The sequence below is a fragment of the Isoptericola sp. NPDC019693 genome (genome assembly GCF_044389085.1).
GTDB lineage: Bacteria > Actinomycetota > Actinomycetes > Actinomycetales > Cellulomonadaceae > Isoptericola.
Genome location: NZ_JBIRXP010000001.1, coordinates 664,523 through 684,297 on the forward strand (window position 1 = coordinate 664,523; position 19,775 = coordinate 684,297).

Below are 19,775 nucleotides of genomic sequence, written 5' to 3' on the forward strand. Positions count from 1 at the left end.
TCAGCGCGGCGGACAGGTCGGTGTGGTCGGTGCTCACCGGGCGGCTCCTGTCAGCTCGGCGGTGGCCGCGGCGGTCCCGGCGGCCCGGCGCAGCGGTGCCGCCCAGCGGGCGAACCACGGGTCGAGGGCCGCGCCGAGGTCGGTCAGCTGGGCCTCGGTGAGCGTGAGGGAGCGGGTGGGCACGACGGCGCCGAGCTCCACCAGGACCGGACGCAGGTGCACCTCGCCCGCGAGGGCGTGGGCGGGGTTGCCGGACACGACGAGCGGCACGACGACGACCCCGGCGAGCCCGTCGGGCCCGTAGAGGTCGAGGAAGGACTTGAGCAGGCCGGTGTAGGAGGCCTTGTAGACCGGGGTCGCGACGACGGCGACGGTGGCGCGCGCGAGGCGCTCCTTCGCCTCGTCCGCGGAGGGGCGGTCCGGGGTGAGGATCTCGCCCGCGAACGCCGCGAGCTCGATCGTGGTGACGTCGTCGGTGCCGAGCAGCTCGGCGATCCGGCGCCCGGCGGCCTCGGCCGCGGCCAGGGTGCGCGAGCCCTCGCGCGGGTTGCCGGAGACCACCACTACGGAGGCGGCGGAGGGTCGGGTGGGGTCGGTCATGGGATGTACCTCGCAGTCCGTCGATCACGCTTGCCGCGCGGCGTCTCGGCCCGCGGACGGGCCGGCCGGCGGCCTGGTCATCTCCCGGAGCACCCCGCCGTGACGTGGGGTTGCTGCCCAGCCAGCCGGGGCTTCGCGCTGGGGCTCGTGACCTGGGGCGGAGGTATAGCAGCCGTGTCGCGGAACGCCAGGCTGCTCCCGGAACTTCTCACGATCCGGACGCCGGGACGTCCACGGCGAGGCGTCGGGGCGCGACGACACGACTGGGGGCCGCCACCCGTGTGGGCGGCGGCCCCCGGTCGGGGGAGCGTGCGGGCGTGCCGCGGTCAGGCCTCCAGGCGCAGGCGGGCGCCGAGCGAGGCGGCGGCCACGACCGCGCCCCCTGCGACGAGGACGACGTCCTTGAGGACGTACTGGCCGAGCAGCGTCATGCCGTGCCCGAACAGCTCGTCGCCGAACAGGGCGACGGGCGACAGGATGCCCACCATGGCGACGGCGAGCACGACGACACCGACGCGCAGCAGCCGGCCCGTGACGAGGGTGAGCCCGATGAACGTCTCCATCACGGCGACCAGGATCACGGCCGTGGTCGCGGGCACGAGGCCGAAGGTGAGGGTCTCGACGGTGCGGCCGGCGATCTCCTCGGCCGGGCTGGCGCCGGGGAAGAACTTCAGGACGCCGAAGCCGAGGAACACGAGGCCGAGCGCGACGCGCAGCGCCGGCACCGACCAACGGGTGAGGAACCGGGCCAGCGCGGAGACGGCGACGTCGAGGCGCAGCGCCACCTGCTGGGCGAGCGCGTTCGGGAGGCGGCGCGCGGGAGCGCCCGGGGCTCGGGTGGCACCGGCGGTGCGGTACGACGACGTGGGGCGGTGGGTCGGGGTGGACACGGACATGGTGGTGCTCGCTTTCCGGGGAGGGGCGACCCGGGGGTGGTCGCCCTGGGAGAGAGGCCCTGCCGTGCCCACCGATGCGCCCGCCGCACGTTTTCGCCCGGTCCTCACCCGCCCGCCTCGCCCTCGGGCGGCGTGGTGCCGGGGCGGTGACGCACACTCGGGGGCATGGGCGCGCGCCGCTTCCGCTGGGTGCTGCACGTCGACCTCGACCAGTTCCTGGCCGCGGTCGAGGTCCTGCGGCGCCCGGAGCTCGCCGGGCGTCCGGTGATCGTCGGGGGCCGCGGCGACCCGGCCGAGCGCACCGTGGTCTCCACGGCGTCGTACGAGGCGCGGGCCCACGGCGTCCGGTCGGGGATGCCCCTGCGGGTCGCGGTCCGCAAGGTCCCGGAGGCGGTGGTCCTGCCGGTGGACCGGGAGGCGTACGACGCGGCCAGCGCGCAGGTCATGGAGGCGCTGCGCGGCCTCGGCACGGTGGTGGAGGTCCTCGGCTGGGACGAGGCGTTCCTGGGGTACGACGGCGAGGACCCGGAGGCGTTCGCCCGCCGCGCGCAGCGGGCGGTGCTCGACGCGAGCGGGCTGCACTGCTCGGTCGGCATCGGTGACAACAAGATCCGCGCGAAGATCGCGACGGGGTTCGGGAAGCCGGCAGGCGTCTACCGCCTCTGCGCGCAGACCTGGTCCGAGGTGATGGGGGAGCGGCCCACCGGCGACCTGTGGGGCGTGGGCGCGCGGGTGTCGCGACGTCTGGCGGGGCTGGGCTTCGACACGGTGGCGCAGCTCGCCGCCGCGGACGAGGCGGACCTGGTCGGCGAGTTCGGGCCGCGCATGGGCGCCTGGTACGGCGAGCTGGGCCGCGGGCAGGGTTCCGCCGTCGTGGACGACACCCCGTGGGTGGCTCGCGGGCACAGCCGGGAGACCACGTACCAGCGCAACCTCACGACGCCGGGACAGGTCGAGGCGGCTCTGCGCGAGCTGGCCGCGCAGGCGCACGCGGACACCGAGGCCGAGGGGCGGGCGGTGTTCCGGGTGGGCCTGAAGGTGCGCTACGCGCCGTTCTTCACGCGGACGCTCTCGCGCAAGCTGCCGGCGCCGACGCGCTCCCTGGAGGAGGTGACCGCCGCGGTGCTCGACCTCGCGGCCGGCCTGGAGCCCGGCCGCGAGGTGCGACTCCTCGGTGTGCGTGCCGAGATGGTCATGCCCGACGGCGGCACGGGAGGCGGGAGCACGCCGGTGCGCGGGCGGGTCTGACGCGCCCGCGCACCGGTGCGGGTCAGCGCCAGTACCTCTCGGGCACGAGGCCGAGCGTGCGCAGCTCGGCCGCGACGAGGTCGGCGTACACGCCGGCGCCGTACCACGACGTGTGGGTGCGGTCGCCGTTCTCCCGCACGAGGTAGATCGGCTGGGCGTCGACGGGGCCAAGTCCCTCGACCAGCTCCTCGCTCAGGGCGGTGAGGTCGATGAGGTCGACGTCGAGGTCGGCGGCGACGTCGCGGACGTGCTGGGGAAGGCTGCCGGCCGCGGTCTCGATGAGGCCCGTGGAGTTCAGCTGGTCGCCGTCGAACCGGAGCCGGACGATCGGGGTGACGAGCACGGGTGTCGCGCCGGTGGCCCGGACGCGCTCCACGATCTGCGTGAGGTTGGCGCGGTACTGCGCGGCCGTCGTCGTCTTGTCGTTGTGCGCGAGCTGCACGAGCGTGACGTCGCCGGGGCGCAGCTGCGGCACCAGGGCGTCGAACATCTCTGGCTTGGCCAGCACCGAGACCGTGCTCTCCCCGGAGCCGGAGTGGTTGACCACGCTCACCCCGAGACCGAGGTGCGCGGGCAGCCGCTGGCCCCAGCCGGTGTACGGGGCCCCGCCCTGGTCGGTGACGGTGGAGTCGCCGAGCAGCGCCAGGCGCGGCGCGCGCTCGTCGGCGGGCCGGATCCCGATCCCGGCGACGTGCGGGCGTCGCCGGTGAACGTGAGGGTGAGCCCGGGGGTGCCCTCGCCGGCCGGCTGGTTCTGCTGGCTCTCGGGGTCGCGCACGTTGACGGTGAACGTGCGACGGGCCAGCTCGCCGTCGGCGGTGTCGACCTGGGCGACCATGAGCCGCCGGGCCTCCGTCTGCACCTCGGTGCCGGCCGGGCCGTGCCGGTCGCCCAGCATGACCGTGACGTCGTAGTGGCCGGGCGGCAGCTCGGGGTACGTGCACACGACCGGCCCGGCCCCGGTGCACCGCTCGAGCAGCGCGGGGTCCGGGCGCGGCCCGTCGAGGCCCGGACGCCCGGCCGCGTGCGCGGCCGGGCCCGCCAGCGCGGTGCCGGCGGCGAGCGCGCAGCACGCCGCGGTCACGACCCGGCCCGGGCGTCGCCGGGCGCTCACGGCAGCTTCTCCCCGACGAGGGCCAGGCACTGGATCGCGGCGAGCCCGTACTGCGCGGACGCGTTGGACGAGAAACCGGCCTCGTCGACCGCACGCAGCACCGCGGGCGGCTCGATCCGGTGCGTGCCCCAGTCCATGTCGTCCGGGTACCCGGCGTGCCCGGTCGCGAGCTCCTTCCAGGCGCGGGCGGCGAGCGCGTCGTCGTCGAGCCGGACGGCGGCGTAGGCGGTCGCCCGCGAGTAGGCCTGCCGCAGGTTGAGGTTGCCCCAGTCCTTGCCCGAGGCCTCCGCCTGCTCGGCCTTGGTCCCGTTGTACAGCCGGCAGAACTCGACCCAGCGGGCCTCGACGTCGGGCTCGTCGACCAGGTCGAGCAGCTCCGTCATGACCTCGACGAGCCCGAAGACGGAGCTGAGGCTGCCCACGGAGACCGTCTTGTCGGGGCCCGAGGTGAAGGTCGCGGTCTCCAGGTCGTAGGTCGCGTCCGCCTGCACCCAGGCGTTCGGCAGCGCCGCGATCGACCGGGCGCTCGCCAGGAGGCGCTCGCGGGCCCGCGGGTCGCCGTCGCGCTCCCACTCGGTGAGCCACGCACCCGCGATGGCACCCCAGTCGGTGGTCTTGCTCAGCGGGAGGGCGGTGGGATCGGGGTCGTAGTCGCCGGTGGAGCCGTCGATCTTGCGGCCCGCGTTGAGCACGAGGTAGGTGCGGTCGGAGTCGACCAGCTCGCGCAGCAGGTCCCCGGACCGCTCGTCGCCGGTGAGGAAGTAGACGAAGCGGCGGTAGTTGGCGTTGCTGATGCGCACCTGCTTGGCGGAGTCGCCCCAGTGCTGCACGCCGTGGCGGGTGCCCAGGCCCTTCCACTCGCCCAGGTGGTACTGGTCCACCTCTCCCGTGTGCCGGCTCATGGCCTCGGCGAACCGGAAGGCCTGCGCGTCGCCGGTGCGCAGGTAGTGGTACCAGAGCCAGAGGTCCGTGGACAGCTCCGAGTTGTCCCACGCGTACCCGCCGACGTCGTACCGCCACTGGTGCCGGTCGCCGTCGTAGGAGTGCATGACGTCGCCGTAGTCCCAGAACCCGTACCAGGAGCGCTGGTCCACCTGCTCCAGGTGGTAGCGGTGGATCGCGTCGAGGCGGTCCTCGATCGTGGACCTCGCCGGGGTGGACCGGTCGACGGGCGACCAGGACCCGAACACGCCCGCCGAGTGGTTGTGCGCCGGGCTGCTCGCGGGCAGGGGCGGGGTGGCGGTCGCCTCCGCGAGCTGGGCGAAGCGTGCCGCGGTCGGGGTCGCGGCCAGCGCCCAGAACATCAGCTCGGTGGTGCGTGCGACGCCGTAGGGCGTGCCGAAGCCGGGCTCGTAGTCCTCGTAGGTGATCTCCTGCGCGTCGAGCTGCTCGGGGTAGGTGTCCTGGCCCATGCCGTCGTGGTAGAAGCGCAGGTCCATCGCCTCGGCGCGCGGTGACCACATCCAGACGGTCGCGTCGGCCTCGTCGGTCGCGGCGCCGGTGATCTCCAGCTCGGTGGGGTGCAGCTGCCAGAAGTGGCGCATCCCGAAGGCGAGCCCGCCCGACGGCGTGCCGACGTAGCCCAGCCCGGGCGCACGTCCCCCCGCGTCGACCCGCACCCAGGAGTGCCCGGCCTCCGTACGCTTGCGGATCTCGAACCCGTGCGCGGTGAGCTGCGACAGGCTGTGGTCGCCCCACGCGGGGATCCAGTGCAGGCGCGAGGTGACCCGCTGGTCCCAGGTGGCGGGGTCGGGCAGCGCCTCCCCGGCGACCTGCGCGGCCCGGACCGCGGCGCCGGGGTCGCGGCGCATGCCGGTGACGCCCCGCACCGCCTCGGCGAGGACGCCACCGTCGGGGCCGGCGAAGCGCACGTGCCGGTCGTACAGCTCGCCGCGCATCGGGACCGTGAAGCGCACGCCCAGACCCGTGACGAAGTCCGAGTCCTCGTCACCGTCGAAGATGAACGTGTGCACCAGGCGGATCCCGTCCGACCCGGCGAACAGGGCGAAGCGCAGCACGAAGGGCAGCCACTCGCGGCGTCCCTTGCGGTGCTTCCCCTCGACCTTGACGACGGCGCGCACGGGCCCGGACTGCTCGACGGTGACCTTCTGGACCGTGCCGGTGAACTCCTCGAAGGCGACCTTCGCGCCGCGGTCGGTGTCGGGAGAGTCCTGGCGCTGGACGACGAGCCGCCCGTCCTTGGCGACGACGTCGCCGCCGCGGCGGATCGCGCGCACCACCTTGTCGCCCTGGCGCCCGAACTCGACCTGGACGACACCGGTGTCCACGACGACGCGGCCCGGGTTCTCCTGCACGGTGATCGTGTGCTGCCCCCGCGCGGGCGCACCGGGCGCGAGCCGGTAGGTCTCGGCGCGGGGGGCGGACTCGCTCACGGCATGCGCGGTCCACTTCACGGAGCCGTCGGGCCACCACGCGGTGGGCCAGGTCTGCACCGGCACGGCCTCGCCGGCCGCCGTCGACAGGGCGAAGGACTGGTCGCCGGCCAGCGCGCCGCGCGGCCAGGGCACGCCCCAGGTGGCGCCCCCGGCGAGGGCGGCGGGAGCGCCGCCCTCCAGCCAGCGGACGTCGACCGGGTCGTGCCCGGTGAGGGCGAGGGGGAGCGGGGACCCCGCCGGGGCGGCGCTCGCGGTGCGCGCGCTGAGCGCGGCGACCGCGCCGGCGGTGAGGGCGGAGGTGAGGACGGTACGGCGGCTGACGTCGACCACGGTGGGTCACTCCTTCGTGACGGTGGGTGCGTTGTCCGTCGGCGGACGGGCCCATCGTGCGAGGAGATCGAGCAACCGATCGTGAAACGCGCAAAACCGGACGCCCCGGCGGGCGCCCCGGGTCAGGCGGTCGTCCCGAGCTGCTCCGGGAGCACCTCGTGGCCGAGCGGCGCCCCCGCCGCCAGGAGCTCGACCTCGCCGACGGCGAGGTCGCCGAGGCGGCGCAGCTCGTTGCCCAGCGACCCGGCGACGTGCGGCGTGAGCAGCGCCCCGGGAGCGTCCCACAGGGCGTGGTCGGCGGGCAGCGGCTCGGGGTCGGTGACGTCGAGGACGGCGCGCAGCCTGCCCGCCAGCACCTCGCGGGTGAGGGCCGGGGTGTCGACGAGACGCCCGCGCGCGGTGTTCACCAGCGTCGCCGCGTCCGGCATGAGGGCGAGCTGCCGCGCCCCGATCATCCGGTAGGTCTCCGGCAGGTCGGGGGCGTGCACGGTCACGACGTCGCTCGCCCGCACGAGATCGTCGAGGGTGGCCGCCGTGGCCCCGAGGGCGCGTGCCGCGTCGGCGTCGACCCACGGGTCGTGCAGAAGGACCTCGACGTCGAACGGTGCCAGCAGGCGCATCACCTGCCGGCCGATGCGGGACGCCCCGACGACCCCGACCGTCAGGCCGTGGTTGCCCAGCGGTGCGGGCAGCTCCCAGCCGTCGAACCGGCGACGGGCCGCGAACGCGTCGGCCGCCTCGAGGACGCGCTTGCCCGCCAGCAGCACCGTCGCGAGCGTGTACTCGGCCACCGGGCGGGCGTTCGCGGCGGCCGCGCTGGACACGCGCACGCCGCGCTCCCACAGCTCGGGGGTGACGATCGGCTTCACCGAGCCGGCGGCGTGCACGACGGCGCGCAGCCGGGGAGCACGCCGCAGCAGGGCGTCGTCGAGCCGGGGCGCGCCCCAGCCCGTGAGGAGCACGTCCACCTCCCCGAGGACCTCGCCGGCCCCCTCGCGCGTCCGGGCACCGGCACCGCCGAGCGCGTCCGGCGTGAGCACCCCCTCGGCCACGTCGGCCACCGCGCGCAGCCGGGCGGTCGCGGCGTCGTCGAACAGCTCGGGCACGAGGTCCGCGTGGCGCATGGCGAAGGCCGCGCGCAGCCGGGTCACGACGCGGCCCCGGAGCGCGTCGGGACGGCGCCCGTCGGCACCGCGTCGACGCGGCCGTCCGGCCACCGCACCTCGACGCCGGCAGGTGGGCCGCCGTGCGCCCCGCGGCGCACCCGCACCACGGGGGCGGGCCGGCGCGGGGTGTCGTCCGCGCCCGTCAGGACCACGAGCGCGGCGACCACCGCACCGGCCTCGACCGGCGAGGACGTGCGCAGCCACGGCACGGCGGACGCCGAGCCCAACGGGTCCGAGCCCGTCCGGCGGGCCGCGCCGGCGGTGTCCAGGACGGTCCGCGTGCCCGGCGGCGTGCCCGGCGGTGTGTCCTGCGGCTCCTCCGGCGTGGCGCCGGCCCCGGACCCGGAGGGACCGCCCTCGGTCGTGACGTCCAGGGCGCGCACGCGCGACGACGTCCCGTCGTCGCGGACGACCCGCACGAAGGTGCCCGAGCGGTCGGCGCTCCGCTCGACGGACAGCGCGCCCTCCCGTCCGGCCGCGAGCGCCCACCCGCCCACGTGCAGCCGCCACGGCCCGGTGTCGGCGGGCCACGCGGCGTCCCGGTCGAGGTCGTCCGCCGTCGTGCCCGGCTCCGGCGCGCGGCCGGGCACCGCGGTCGAGGCGGGCGTCCACCACGCCAGGCGCACCTCGTCCGCGCCGTGCACGACCGAGGCGGTCGTGAGCACCGGTCCCCGACGCAGGCCGGCCCAGCCGGCGTCGTCGCCCGGCCCGGCAGCCCCCGGCGCCGCGCCGCCCGGCAGGTCGCCCGTCGGGCCGGCGTCGGTCCCCGGGCCGCCGGGCACGTCCAGCCAGCAGACGCGGGACCGGGACACGGCCACGGCGTCGTCCAGGTGCACGCGCTCGACGCCGTCGCGGTGGGACGGCAGCCCCCGGGCGTCCAGGAGCGCGGTGTGGGAGTCGAGCGGGGCGGCCACGTCGCCGGCCCCGAGCTGCGGCGACGCCGACCCCGAGTAGGAGAGGCGGCGGTAGAACGGGTCGTCGGCGCGGGGAGACAGCGCGTGCTCGATCGCACGGTCGGAGCCGTGGTTGAGCAGGCGCACGATCCCGTCCGCGGGGGTCGCGCTGACCAGCCAGCCGGGCGCCTGCATCGCCACGGCGTGCGGCTCGTGCCAGGCCTCGGGCAGCTCCGGCGCCGCCGTCCAGACGGGGTGGTCCGCCCCGAGCAGGAGGCCGAGGAAGCCCTTGCTCGCCCAGTAGGGCGACGAGCCGCCCGTGTACAGCTGGCGCACCCGGTCGTACCGGCGGTGCCAGCCGACCGGGAGGAGCCCTCGGTCGTCGACGGCGCCGGCGGCGTCGAAGTGCTCGGCCACCGCGGCCGTGAGGGCCCGGGTGGCCCCGGGGGACAAGGGCGTCGCGTCGGCGACGGCGCCCGCCCAGAACGGGCCGAGCACGGCGTGCCGGTAGGTCACCGAGCGCCCCTGCAGCATCGGGGCCCCGTGCGCACCGACCAGGTGGACGGCCTGGTCGAGGAAGGCGCGCAGGCGCCCGGCGTGCACGTCGTCGAGCGGGCGCCCCTGGATCCGGGCGTGCAGCAGCGGGTAGACGTGCCACGCCCACCCCGCGTAGTGGTCGAAGTTCTGGCGGCGCCCGCCGCGGCCCCGGCCGTCGGAGTACCAGCCGCCGCCCACGTACAGCGACTCCGCGGTCTCGGCGTTGTGGTCGAGGTCGGCCTGCTCCCACGGGCCGCCGACGCTCGCCAGGAACGCCTCGATCACGTTCTGGAACCACAACCAGTTGTTCGTGTACCCGCGGGTGCCGACCACGCCGGCCAGCCAGTCGACGGTGCGCTGCCGGGTGCCGTCGTCGAGCCGGTCCCACAGCCAGGGCCTCGTCTCCGAGAGGCCGATCGCCACGGACGCCGCCTCGACCACGGCCTGGCGCCGCTCGTCGACGCGCGGCCAGCGCTCGCTCCCCGCCGGGTCCGTGCCGTGCCGCAGCCCGTCCGCGTAGCGCTCCAGCAGCCCGTGCGGGTCGCGGCCGTCCTCGCCGTGCAGGCGGAACGCCGCGAGCAGGAACGTGCGCGCGTACCCCTCGAGCCCGTCGCTCCACACCCCGGACCCGCTCACGGGGCCGGGGAGCGTCAGGAGCGCGCCGCCCGGCGACGCGTAGGGGCGCACCGCGTCGAGCAGGTCGTCGGCGGTCGCGAGCCACTGCGCGCGCGTCCAGCGACGCGCGGGCGCGAGGCGGCGGTCGGCCGCCGTCCCGCTCGACGGGGCTCCCGTGGTCGCGACCGGGCGTGCTCCCGGGAGTGCTCCCGGTGTCTCTGCGGGCCTCTTTCCGGGAACGTCGGTCGGGCTCGAGGTGCTGAGGGGCGGCGTCGCGGCGGGTGTCACCCCGGCATCCTCGCGCAGCGGTCGAGAGCCGGGGAAGGGTCGAACATTTCCGGTCATCCTCGGACATCGTCCGCTACGGTGCTGCTTCGTCACGGCCTGTCGCCGGCCTGACCCGGCCCGCTCGACGACGACGGAGGACCCATGCACCTGCCCACGGCCCGGCACGAGTACCTGCTGCGCGAGGTGGAGCTGCGCGGGAGCGTCCGCTCGGCGGAGGCTGCCGCGGCGCTCGGCGTCGCCGAGGTGACGATCCGGCGCGACATCGTCGAGCTCGACCGGGCCGGGCGCCTGGCCCGCGTGCACGGTGGGGCCGTGGCCCTGCGCTCGGCGCGCGAGCCGCAGGCCGCCCGCGTGCTGGTGGGCGTCGTGGTGCCGAGCTCCACCGTGCACTTCCCGCCGCTCGTGCGCGGCATGGAGGCGCTCGCCCCCAGCCTCCACGTCCGCCTGGTGCTCGGCGTCTCGCACTACCGCCCCGAGGTCGAGGCCGCTCAGGTGGACCGGCTCGTCGGGCTGGGCGTCCAGGGGATCGTCGTCGCCCCCACCACCCGGGACCGGTCGCCGGAGGAGCTCGCGGCCTGGCTGCGGTCGGTGCCCGTGCCGGTGGTCGTGGTGGAGCGGCGCGTCGACGGGCTCACCGCCCTGAGCGAGCTCGACCAGGTGCGGTCCGACCACGCGCACGGCGCCGTCCTCGCGGTGGAGCACCTCGCCGGGCTCGGCCACCGTCGCATCGGTCTGGCGGTCTACGACCGGACACCGACCGCGCCGCACGTGCGCGAGGGCTTCGCGACCGCGGTCTCGCGGCTCGGCGTCGCGCCCGGTCCGGACGTCTCGCTGCCCAAGGGCGAGGGCGACCCCGCCGGGCTCGCGCGAGAGCTGGGCGCGCTCCTCGACCGGTGCCGCGAGACCGGCACGCGCGCGGTGCTCGTGCACACCGACGACCACGCGGCCCGGCTCGTCGAGGCGGCGCTGGACCGTGGCCTTCGCGTGCCCGAGGACCTCGCCGTGGTGGCGTACGACGACGAGAACGCGGAGCTCGCCGTCGTCCCGCTGACGACGGTGACCCCGCCGCGGCGGGAGCTGGGCCGGGAGGCCCTGCGCCTGCTCGTCGGGCGGATCGTGGGGGACGAGGGCGGCGAGGTGCCCGGGGCGCAGGGGTCACCGCGGCACGTCGCGCTGCTGCCGCGCCTCACCGTGCGCGGGTCGTGCGGGGCGGCCGCGGGCTGAGGCCCGGCCCGCCCCGCCCCGCCCTACAGCTCCTTCGGGAACGTCAGGACGACCGCGGTGGACGCCACGAACAGCACCGCGGCGACGCCGAGCAGCCCGCGCCGCGCCGTGCGGTGCGCGAGCTTGGTGCTCAGCGCGGCGAACAGGGCGACGGAGGCGAACAGGATCGACGTCAGCACGTAGTTGTCGCCGTACTGATTCGCCTGGCGGGCGGTGGCCGACAGGTCCTCGGCGCGGTCGAGCTCGGCGTCGGCGCGCTCCTGGGCCTCGAGCCGGTACTCGGGCAGGAGGAACGGCGTGCGCGGCGCGGTGTCGTCATGGAACGGGTCCGCGGCGACCCAGGCGTCGAACGCGGGCACCATCTCGGGCCGGAACCGCGTGTACAGGAACTCGGACTCCGTCCCGTCCACGGGCGCGTAGGTGCCGTCGTCGGAGAGCCCGGAGTCCCGCCCCGCGCGGGTCTCCGCGGCGACGGCGTCGATCCAGGACGCGAACGCCGTCACGTCCATCACCGTGAGCTGACCGGCCTCCGTGGACGCGCGCGTGGACTCGGCCCGGGCCGCCCCCGCGGCGGCGTAGCTGTTGGCCTGCACGCCCGACCACTTGGTGGCCTGGAACGCCGACCACGCCGTGACGACGGTCGCGAGCGCGAGCAGCACGGTGGCGGCGAGCTCGACCCGCCGGCTCATGGTGCTCCCGGCGGGGTCTCCAGGGGCGGAGCGGCCGCGTGGCCCGGTCTCGTCCCGCTGCGTCATCGCGTCGCCCTCCGTCCCCCCGCGCCGGATCTCCGTGGCCGCCGCGGTCACGGCTCATCGTGGCGGATGACCTGCGATTTCGCCCCCGGAACGAAGGAGCGGGGTGACTTGCCCCGCCCGGCATGCGGTCGGCGCGCAGCGGTGCCACAGTGTCCGCAGGACGGGCAGCGGCGGGAAGCCTCGCCACGACCGCCGTCGCCGACAGGCTGACCGAGAGGCAGGACATGCGACCCAGTGGACCCGTGGAGCTCGTGCTCATCGAGTTCCCCCGCAGCGACTTCAAGGGCGAGATCATCGCGGAGCTGGGGCGGCTGGCCGACGCCGGCACGATCGACGTGCTCGACGCGCTGGTCGTGCGCAAGGGCGACGACGGCTCGGTCGAGTGGCTCGAGGCGAGCGACAGCGGCGCCGACGAGCTGGCCCGCATCGTGGGCGAGCCCGCCGGGCTGCTCGCGGCCGAGGACGTCGAGGACATCGCCGCCGACCTCGCGCCGGGCTCCGCCGTCGGGATGCTGGTGTTCGAGCACGCGTGGGCGCGCGGCCTCGGCGACGCCGTGCGCGGCGCCGGCGGGCAGGTGCTCGACTGGACGCGCGTGCCGGCGGAGGCGATCGACGCCCTCACCGACGAGATCGAGAAGGAGAGCTGACATGCCCCCTCTGCGACGGATGGGCCGGCCCGGCCTGATCGGCACGATGGCCCGCACGGCCGTGATCACCGGGACGGCGAACGCGACCAGCAGGGCGATGAACCGCCGTGCCGCCTCGCGCGAGCAGCAGCAGTACGAGGCCCAGCAGTACCAGGCCCAGCAGGCGCAGGAGCAGGCCTGGGCCCAGCAGCAGCAGGCCCAGCAGTACCAGGCCCAGCAGGCGCAGCAGCAGGCCCAGGTCGCCGCGACGCCGCCGGCCGACGACCTCATCGCGAAGCTCACGCAGCTGGGTGACCTCAAGGCGGCGGGAGTCCTGTCCGACGCCGAGTTCGCCGCGGCGAAGGCCAAGCTCCTCGGCTGATCGAGGATCCTGCCCCGCGTCCCGCCCACCCCGAGGAGCCGCCGTGACCGCCGCCGCAGACGCCGACAACCCGACCACGCGCCGGCCGTGGGCGAGGTTCCTCGGTGTGTGCGCGCTGCTCGGCATCCCGGTGTCGGTGGCGGCCTTCCTGTTCCTCGCGGTCCTGCACGAGCTCACGCACCTGGTGTGGGAGACGCTGCCGCAGGAGTGGGGTTTCGACGGACCTCCCTGGTGGTGGCCGCTGCCGTGGCTGGCGGTGGCGGGTGTCATGGTCGGCGTCGCGGTGCGCTCGCTCCCGGGCCAGGGCGGCCACCTCCCGGTGCACGGGCTGAGCCTCGGCCCGGTGCCCGCGTCGCACGTGCCCGGCGTCCTCCTCGCCGCGCTGGCCGGCCTCCCGCTCGGTGTCGCGCTGGGCCCCGAGGCCCCCCTGCTGGCGATCGGCGCGGCGCTGGCCCTCGTCCTCGTGCGGCCGTGGGACGCGCGCCTCGGCGACCCGGCGCGCCAGGTCCTCGCGGTGGCCGGCTCCGCCGCGGCGCTCTCGGCGATCTTCGGCAGCCCCGTGGTCGGGGCGGTGTTCGTCGTCGAGGCGTCGGCGATGACCGGCGTGACCGGCGCCCGGCTCGCCGCCGTCGTGCTGCCGAGCCTGGCGGCCTCCGGCGTCGGCGCGCTGGTGTTCACCGGCATGGGCACGTGGACCGGCCTCGAGATCGCGTCGCTGGCGCTGCCCGACGTGGACGCCCCGGCCCGGCCGGACGTCGGCGACGTGCTGTGGACCCTCCCGGTGGCCGTGCTCGTCGCGGTCCTGGTCCGGCTGGTGCACCGCCTGGGCGAGGCGGTCGCGCGCCGGGCGGCGGGGCGGCCCTTCACCGCGGCCGTCGTCGGGGCGCTGGTGGTCGCGGTCTGCGCGTCGGCCTACGCCCTGGCGACGGGTCGTTCGCCCGAGGAGGTCGCGCTCTCGGGCCAGGCGCTGCTGCCGACGCTCGCGGCGGACCCGGCGGCGTGGGGGGCCGGCGCCCTGGTCGCCCTGCTCGCGCTCAAGGGCGTCGCCTACGCGGTCTCCCTCGGCACCCTGCGCGGCGGCCCCATCTTCCCCGCCGTCCTGCTGGGCGCGGCCGCCGGCGTCCTCGCCGCCGACCTGCCCGGGTACGGCGCCGTCCCGGCCCTGGCGGCCGGCATGGGAGCGGCGACGGCGGCGACGCTGCCGTTCCCCGTCTCCTCGACGGTGCTGGTGGTCATGCTGCTGGGGACGGGTGCGCCGGCGATGGCGCCGGTCGTGATCGTCGCGGTCGTCGTCGGGTACACGACCGAGCAGTTCCTCCTCCGGCCGCGCCGCGAGGCCCGCGACCGGGCGCGCGCCGCGGCCGCCTGACGCCGGCGCGGGCCCGCGTCACTCCCCGGTCGCGCCGTCCAGCGCCTCGCGTAGCAGGTCGGCGTGACCGTTGTGCCTCGCGTACTCCTCGATCATGTGCACGAGGATCCAGCGCAGGCTGAACGTGCCCTCGCCCTCCCGCCCGGACTCGCGGGCCGACGTGCCGTCCAGCCCACCGGCCGCGAGCGCCGCGTCGATCGACCGGTCGGCGGCGTCGACGGCGGCGTCGAACAGCCGTCGCAGGTCCTCGGGGGAGTCCAGTGAGGCGCTGTGCCACTCCCAGTCGGGGTCGGCGTCCCAGTCCGTGGTGTCGAACGGCGCCAGGGGCGCGCCGCCGTCGTAGACCTCGAGGAACCAGCTCGTCTCGACGTAGGCGAGGTGCTTGAGCAGCCCGCCGAGCGTCATGGTGCTGGGCGGCAGCGGGGTGCGCAGCTGCTCGGCGCCGAGCCCGGCGGTCTTCCGGCGCAGGGTGTCGCGGTGGTAGTCGAGGAAGGCGCGCAGCGTGGTCGTCTCGTCGGCACGCAGCGGCGGGTCGACGCGCTCGTCCGCCGGGAGGTCTGCGGCCGGGGCGGACAGCCGGTACGCGCCCCCGTCGAGCGCCGTCCGCACCGCGGCGGCCGTGGCGGCGGGCTCCTCGCCGGTCGTGTCGCGGACGTGCGGCTCGAGCTCGCCGAGGTCGGCGAGCGCGGCGTGCATGCTGCGCACGGCCGCGGGGTCGCGCAGCTCGGCGTCGGCGCGGCCCGTGGCCCGGGCGAGCGTCGTGTCGAGGTCGGGACGCAGGACGACGTACGCGAGGTCCCAGCCCTCCCGCGCCGCCGCCGCACGGAACGGGGGCAGGAACCACGGGCCGACGACGCCGTCGAGCACGACGTCGTAGCCGCCGCGGGCGTAGGCGCTCGTGGCCGCGACGACGGCCTCGGCGACGACCTCGTTCTGCCGCTGCGACCCGGCGAGGTACGGCGGCACGAACCCGGTGGTGATCGACCGGTAGAAGGTGTCGGTGGTGAGGGTCACGGTGGGGCGGGCACCAGCGGCACTCGCGCCAACGGCGGCGCCGGCGGCCCCGAGGAGCGCGGCGACGGTCGTCTTCCCCGCGCCGGGCGGTCCGGTGAGGATGGTCACGGTCACGTCGTGACCCTAGCCGGGAGGCCGTGCGGGAGCCTCGTCCTTTTCGTGCGGCCCCCGTCGGCTCGCTGCCGATCGCGGGTCAGGCGCCCGCGAGCGCGCGGGCGCGGCGCAGGACGGCGTCGAGCATGTCCGGCGTGAGGCGGCCGGTGAACGTGTTCTGCTGCGAGACGTGGAAGCAGCCCAGCACGGTGAGCGTGGGGGAGGGGTCGCCCGTGTCCGTGTCCGTGTCCGTGTCCGTATCCGTATCCGTGTCCGCGGCGGCGCCGGGCCCGCCCGTGCGGGCGAGCGTCACCTCGGCTCCGTGGGAGAACGGCGGCCGTGGGCGCGGCACGTCCCAGCCCTGCTCCGCGAGCGTTGTCAGGAGCGCCTGCCAGCCGATGCCGCCGAGCGCGACGGCCACGCGCACCCCGGAGCCCACCAGCTCGATCTCCCGGGCCAGGTACGGGGCGCAGCGGCGGCGCTCCTGCGGGGTGGGCCGGTTCGCGGGCGGCGCGCAGCGGACGGGGGCGGTGACCCGGATGTCGCGCAGCTCCAGGCCGTCGTCGGCCGCGACCGACGTCGCCTGGTTGGCGAACCCGGTGCGGTGCATGGCGGCGAACAGGAAGTCGCCGCTGCGGTCGCCCGTGAACATGCGGCCCGTCCGGTTGGCGCCGTGCGCCGCGGGGGCGAGCCCCACGACGACGACGCGCGCGGCCGGGTCGCCGAAGCCCGGGACGGGGCGGCCCCAGTAGTGCTCGTCGCGGAACGCGGCGCGGCGCTCGCGGGCGACCTCCTCCCGCCAGGCGACGAGGCGGGGGCAGGCGCGGCACTCCACCAGGTGGGCGTCGAGGGCCGCCAGCGACGGCGCGGTGCGCGCGGCGGCCGGGTAGTCGGGGGAGTCGGATGACGGGGCGGCGGGCACCGGTCCATCGTGGCGCACGCCGGCGGGTGGTGCGCGGGACCGGCCGCGCCGCCCGGGGCGCGCGACGGCCCGCCGTCCCGGGACGGGAGGGCGGGCCGTGCGGGGTGTCGCCGGGGTGGCGCGGCGGGTCAGACCGCCGGGTTGAGCCGGGTGCGGGCCGCCGTGGCGGAGGGCACGGTCGCGGTGGCGACGGCGGGCTCGGCGGCGAGGCGGCGCAGCGACCAGCCCATGAGGCCGAACAGGAGGCCGAGACCCATCACCAGGGCGCTCACGCCGTAGGCGACCACGGAGGTGAACAGCGAGGCCCGCAGGAACGAGGCGTTCATCGCGGTGGCGCGCAGCGGGTCGTCCTGCTCGAGCTGGGCGTAGGTCTGGCCGCCCGTGGCCTCGAGCGCGTGCTTGTCGATGACCTGCGCCTGGGCGTACGCGGAGAGCGGGCCCTCCACCGTCGCTCCGCCGAGGAACGCGGCGTCCTCGGAGACGGTGATGTCCTGGGCGGCGAGCTGCGAGCTCACGGTGGCCCACGTGGCGGCTCCGGCCCCGATCATCACGATGCCGGCGATCAGCGCGACGAGGCCGATGATGCGTACCGGTCGCTGGGTGGTGCGGGTGGTGGTCATGGTCCCCTCCGGGTCCGGGTCGCAGCGTGTGCGGCCGGTCTGGATGGCTCCGTTCTCGGTGCCGTCTCTATGGTATGACCACAGCGTCTGACCTGCGCCGTCAATTCTTGTGAAGTCCTTCACAAAGTGTGCCCGGGCGACCGGTCGCCGCAGCATCCGCCCGGATCGCGGGCGGCAGCGGTCGCGCGCGCGGGGTGGCTGTGATGGTCTGGACGACGGTCGGCACCGGGCCGGCCGGAGCCGAAGGGGGAGCAGCATGAGCGAGAGCTCGGGTCTGGGCGGCCTGTTCGACAAGGCCAAGGACAAGCTCAAGGACCTCGCGACGGACGAGAACATCGAGAAGGCCGCGGAACAGGTCAAGAAGGCGACGCCCGACAGCGTGGACGGGTACGTCGACAAGGCGGCCGCGGAGGCCAAGAAGCACAATGACGACGGGCCCGCCGCCAGCCCCGGCCCCCGGCCCGGCCCCCGCCCTGGTCCCCGCCCCGGCGCCTGACCGGGTCCGGCCGCCGTCCGACGGCGCGTGGCGCGGGCCCGGCCCGCGCGGATGAGTACGATCGTGGGGCGTCACCGACGGTGGCGCCCCACGACCGTGCCCGGCGGCCCAGGCCCCGGGCGGTCCCGCCCAGGCGCTGCCCGTGCCCCACCGCAGCGCCCACGAACCGCAAGGAGCAGCACGTGTCCGACGTCGCCTCGCCGATGCCACCTCACCCCGACGACGCCGACCAGGTGACGGTGCAGACGCCGACGACGGGCACGGAGCTCTTCGCGGACCGCAAGGACGTCGTCGTGATGCGCGTCGACGGCGAGCTGCTGGACCTCTCGCGCGACCTGGCGCCCGGCACCGTCGTCGAGCCCGTGACGATCGGCTCGCCCGACGGTCTCGCCGTGCTGCGCCACAGCGCCGCGCACGTCCTGGCCCAGGCGGTACAGCAGGTCAACCCGGACGCCAAGCTCGGCATCGGCCCGCCCGTGACCGACGGCTTCTACTACGACTTCGACGTCGCCACGCCGTTCACCCCGGAGGACCTCAAGGCGCTCGACAAGGCGATGGCGCGCATCATCCGGGAGGGCCAGACCTTCCGCCGCCGCGTCGTCACCGAGGACGAGGCGCGGGCCGAGCTGGCCGACGAGCCCTACAAGCTGGAGCTCATCGGCCTCAAGGGCGGTTCCTCGGACGACGACGGGTCGTCCGTCGAGGTCGGCGGCGGCGAGCTGACGATCTACGACAACGTCCGGGGCGCCGGCCGCGAGAGCGAGACCGTGGTCTGGAAGGACCTGTGCCGCGGTCCGCACCTGCCCAGCACCCGCCTCATCGGCAACGGCGTGCAGCTCATGCGCAACGCCGCGGCGTACTGGCGCGGCAGCGAGAAGAACCCGATGCTGCAGCGCGTCTACGGCACCGCCTGGCCCACCAAGGACGAGCTCAAGGCGTACCTCGAGCGCCTGGCCGAGGCCGAGCGCCGCGACCACCGCCGCATCGGGTCCGAGATGGACCTGTTCTCGTTCCACGACGAGGTCGGCTCCGGCCTGCCGCTGTTCCACCCCAAGGGCGGCGTGATCAAGCGGGTCATGGAGGACTACGTCCGCCAGCGCCACATCGAGGAGGGCTTCTCCTACGTCGGCACGCCGCACATCACCAAGGAAGAGCTGTTCTACACGTCGGGCCACCTGCCGTACTACGGCGACACGATGTTCCCGCCGCTGGACCTCGAGGACGTCGGCGACCACGGCCGCTACCGCCTCAAGGCGATGAACTGCCCGATGCACAACCTGATCTTCTCGAGCCGGGGGCGCTCCTACCGTGAGCTGCCGATCCGCCTCTTCGAGTTCGGGTCCGTGTACCGGTACGAGAAGTCGGGCGTGGTGCAGGGCCTGACGCGCGTGCGCGGCCTGACCCAGGACGACTCGCACTCCTACGTCACCCCCGAGCAGGCGCCGGCCGAGGTCAAGCATTTGCTGGACTTCATGCTGTCGGTGCTGCGCGACTTCGGGCTGGACGACTTCTACCTGGAGCTGTCGACGCGCGACGACAAGAAGAAGGACAAGTTCGTCGGCTCCGACGAGGACTGGGCCAAGGCCACCGCGGTGCTCGAGGAGGTCGCGGTCGCCTCCGGCCTCGAGCTGGTCGCCGACCCGGGCGGCGCCGCGTTCTACGGGCCCAAGATCTCCGTCCAGGCCAAGGACGCCATCGGCCGCACCTGGCAGATGGGCACCGTGCAGTACGACTTCAACCAGCCGAAGGGCTTCGGCCTGGAGTACACGGCGGCCGACGGCACCAAGCAGCAGCCGGTGATGATCCACTCCGCGAAGTTCGGCTCGATCGAGCGGTTCATGGGCGTGCTCATCGAGCACTACGCGGGGCTCTTCCCGGCCTGGCTCGCGCCCGTCCAGGTGCTCGCCGTGCCCGTCGCCGAGGCGTTCGACGACTACCTCAAGGACGTCGTCGCACAGCTCACGGCTCGCGGGATCCGCGCCGAGGTGGACCTGTCCGACGACCGCTTCGGCAAGAAGATCCGCAACGCGTCGAAGGAGAAGGTGCCCTTCGTGCTCATCGCGGGCGGCGAGGACGTCGAGGCCGGGGCCGTGTCCTTCCGGTTCCGCGACGGCACCCAGGAGAACACGGTGCCCGTCGCCGACGCGATCGAGCGCATCGTCGCGGCCGTGCGCGACCGCGCCCAGGTCTGA

18 protein-coding genes and 1 riboswitch are annotated in these 19,775 nt (G+C 75.6%); of the genes, 7 read left to right on the top strand and 11 right to left on the bottom strand.

Translation table 11 applies throughout. The annotated features are described in order from the left end of the window. Positions 1-33 precede the first annotated feature (33 nt). Together ACH436_RS03135 and ACH436_RS03140 are read right to left on the bottom strand one after the other, a co-directional pair. The gene (locus ACH436_RS03135) at positions 34-600 is read right to left on the bottom strand and encodes an NADPH-dependent FMN reductase (RefSeq protein WP_430558704.1); all 567 of its coding nucleotides are present in this window, start codon (positions 598-600) and stop codon (positions 34-36) included. A 21-nt stretch (positions 601-621) separates the two neighbouring features. After that, positions 622-753, bottom strand: a riboswitch (SAM riboswitch). Between the two features lie 173 nt (positions 754-926). Further along, complete coding sequence (locus ACH436_RS03140; protein WP_430558705.1) at positions 927-1,490, bottom strand: DoxX family protein; 564 nt, start codon at positions 1,488-1,490, stop codon at positions 927-929. Between the two features lie 171 nt (positions 1,491-1,661). On the opposite strand from ACH436_RS03140, the gene ACH436_RS03145 reads away from it, so the two are divergent. After that, on the top strand, positions 1,662-2,744 hold the full coding sequence (locus ACH436_RS03145; protein WP_430558706.1) for a DNA polymerase IV: 1,083 nt from the start codon (positions 1,662-1,664) through the stop codon (positions 2,742-2,744). Between the two features lie 22 nt (positions 2,745-2,766). Here ACH436_RS03145 and ACH436_RS03150 read toward each other — a convergent pair whose 3' ends face one another. The 5 genes from ACH436_RS03150 to ACH436_RS03170 all read right to left on the bottom strand — a co-directional run bounded on the left by ACH436_RS03150 (position 2,767) and on the right by ACH436_RS03170 (position 10,082). Continuing rightward, positions 2,767-3,297, bottom strand: a complete 531-nt coding sequence (locus ACH436_RS03150; RefSeq protein ID WP_430558707.1) for a GDSL-type esterase/lipase family protein — start codon at positions 3,295-3,297, stop codon at positions 2,767-2,769. Beyond that, positions 3,294-3,857, bottom strand: coding sequence for a hypothetical protein (locus ACH436_RS03155; RefSeq protein ID WP_430558708.1), 564 nt, complete (start codon positions 3,855-3,857; stop codon positions 3,294-3,296). Before ACH436_RS03155 ends, ACH436_RS03150 begins: the two co-directional genes overlap by 4 nt. Next, complete coding sequence (locus ACH436_RS03160; RefSeq protein ID WP_430558709.1) at positions 3,854-6,583, bottom strand: Tat pathway signal sequence domain protein; 2,730 nt, start codon at positions 6,581-6,583, stop codon at positions 3,854-3,856. The genes ACH436_RS03155 and ACH436_RS03160 overlap by 4 nt, the downstream gene beginning before the upstream one ends. A gap of 122 nt (positions 6,584-6,705) precedes the next feature. Next, positions 6,706-7,734, bottom strand: a complete 1,029-nt coding sequence (locus tag ACH436_RS03165) for a hydroxyacid dehydrogenase (RefSeq protein WP_430558710.1) — start codon at positions 7,732-7,734, stop codon at positions 6,706-6,708. Then, positions 7,731-10,082: a DUF2264 domain-containing protein gene (locus ACH436_RS03170; protein ID WP_430558711.1), complete on the bottom strand. Its 2,352-nt coding sequence runs from the start codon at positions 10,080-10,082 to the stop codon at positions 7,731-7,733. Before ACH436_RS03170 ends, ACH436_RS03165 begins: the two co-directional genes overlap by 4 nt. A gap of 141 nt (positions 10,083-10,223) precedes the next feature. Here ACH436_RS03170 and ACH436_RS03175 point away from each other — a divergent pair, with 141 nt between their 5' ends. Next, the gene (locus ACH436_RS03175) at positions 10,224-11,306 is read left to right on the top strand and encodes a substrate-binding domain-containing protein (RefSeq protein ID WP_430558712.1); all 1,083 of its coding nucleotides are present in this window, start codon (positions 10,224-10,226) and stop codon (positions 11,304-11,306) included. Between the two features lie 23 nt (positions 11,307-11,329). Here ACH436_RS03175 and ACH436_RS03180 read toward each other — a convergent pair whose 3' ends face one another. After that, positions 11,330-12,112: a hypothetical protein gene (locus tag ACH436_RS03180; protein WP_430558713.1), complete on the bottom strand. Its 783-nt coding sequence runs from the start codon at positions 12,110-12,112 to the stop codon at positions 11,330-11,332. Between the two features lie 173 nt (positions 12,113-12,285). Between ACH436_RS03180 and ACH436_RS03185 the strand changes: the two genes are divergently transcribed. Genes ACH436_RS03185 through ACH436_RS03195 form a run of 3 tightly spaced genes read left to right on the top strand, consistent with a single transcriptional unit; the run spans position 12,286 to position 14,438 of the window. Continuing rightward, entirely contained in the window at positions 12,286-12,708 is a 423-nt protein-coding gene (locus ACH436_RS03185) for a DUF6325 family protein (protein WP_430558714.1), read from the top strand. 1 nt (position 12,709) lies between these two features. Then, positions 12,710-13,069, top strand: coding sequence for an SHOCT domain-containing protein (locus tag ACH436_RS03190; RefSeq protein ID WP_430558715.1), 360 nt, complete (start codon positions 12,710-12,712; stop codon positions 13,067-13,069). 43 nt (positions 13,070-13,112) lie between these two features. Continuing rightward, entirely contained in the window at positions 13,113-14,438 is a 1,326-nt protein-coding gene (locus ACH436_RS03195) for a chloride channel protein (RefSeq protein WP_430558716.1), read from the top strand. Between the two features lie 18 nt (positions 14,439-14,456). On the opposite strand, the gene ACH436_RS03200 is transcribed toward ACH436_RS03195, so the two are convergent. The 3 genes from ACH436_RS03200 to ACH436_RS03210 form a co-directional block, all read right to left on the bottom strand. Next, entirely contained in the window at positions 14,457-15,566 is a 1,110-nt protein-coding gene (locus tag ACH436_RS03200) for a DUF664 domain-containing protein (protein WP_430558717.1), read from the bottom strand. A gap of 79 nt (positions 15,567-15,645) precedes the next feature. Next, the gene (locus tag ACH436_RS03205; RefSeq protein ID WP_430558718.1) at positions 15,646-16,467 is read right to left on the bottom strand and encodes a uracil-DNA glycosylase; all 822 of its coding nucleotides are present in this window, start codon (positions 16,465-16,467) and stop codon (positions 15,646-15,648) included. A gap of 128 nt (positions 16,468-16,595) precedes the next feature. After that, positions 16,596-17,087 carry an aromatic ring-opening dioxygenase LigA gene (locus ACH436_RS03210; protein ID WP_430558719.1) on the bottom strand — a complete coding sequence of 164 codons (492 nt, stop codon included), beginning with the start codon at positions 17,085-17,087 and terminating at the stop codon, positions 16,596-16,598. A 256-nt stretch (positions 17,088-17,343) separates the two neighbouring features. On the opposite strand from ACH436_RS03210, the gene ACH436_RS03215 reads away from it, so the two are divergent. Next, positions 17,344-17,583 carry a hypothetical protein gene (locus ACH436_RS03215; protein ID WP_430558720.1) on the top strand — a complete coding sequence of 80 codons (240 nt, stop codon included), beginning with the start codon at positions 17,344-17,346 and terminating at the stop codon, positions 17,581-17,583. A gap of 203 nt (positions 17,584-17,786) precedes the next feature. Continuing rightward, positions 17,787-19,775, top strand: coding sequence for a threonine--tRNA ligase (thrS, locus tag ACH436_RS03220; RefSeq protein ID WP_430559143.1), 1,989 nt, complete (start codon positions 17,787-17,789; stop codon positions 19,773-19,775).